The organism is Salinisphaera sp. G21_0 (genome assembly GCF_017744115.1).
Taxonomy (GTDB): Bacteria; Pseudomonadota; Gammaproteobacteria; order Pseudomonadales; family Endozoicomonadaceae; genus Endozoicomonas.
This window is the reverse complement of sequence record NZ_JAGHQW010000245.1, coordinates 1-613: the sequence shown is the minus strand read 5'-3', so window position 1 is coordinate 613 and position 613 is coordinate 1. Positions and strand designations below refer to the sequence as shown.

The window sequence follows — 613 nt, the reverse complement described above, 5'->3', positions numbered from 1 at the left end:
ACTGATGATGAAAGAGGCGTGGTTGTTGATGGTGATCACGTCATGTTGGGCCGGGAACGCCTGTGGCACTTTATCACGGCCATACTGTTCGAGCTTAAACAAACAGAGTATCAATTCAGGAATCAAAGGCTTACTGTCATGCCACCCGATGGTGAACCGGTTGTACTTCCAAAACCAGAGTTTACCGTTACTGACACCGGTTTTGTTATAAATAACTGGACCCTTGAACAGTTGATCGCATTTTTCAAGGCAACCGAATTCACAGAACAATGGTATGAAAAGCCTCGGGACAAGCGGGCACCCTATGCGATCAGGCTTGAGGCTAAACGGGCCCAAATGAAAGCAAGAACCAAAGAGACCAGGAAAGCCGAGCCTGAAAAAGTAGCATTTCTGCTGTCACCTTCTGAGATTATCGATATCATCAAATACAACAAACCATTAAAGTCAGTGGTTTGGGCATCTCTGGAACACTATGCCCGCAACGGCCAGCTAACCACCAGTTTATGTAAGGCGCTCAGCCCGGTTATCCGAAATGATAATGAGGGTGTTGTTCCTGAGCTCGTTAAAAATGCAGTGGCTGAAAAGTTGGTACAGATTGAGGCAACAAAAACAC

At 46.2% G+C, this 613-nt stretch carries 1 protein-coding gene; it reads left to right on the top strand.

The annotated features are described in order from the left end of the window. Positions 1-138 precede the first annotated feature (138 nt). Positions 139-613, top strand: a 475-nt coding sequence (locus J7439_RS25880) for a hypothetical protein (protein WP_209204931.1), incomplete at its 3' end; no start/stop codon positions are given.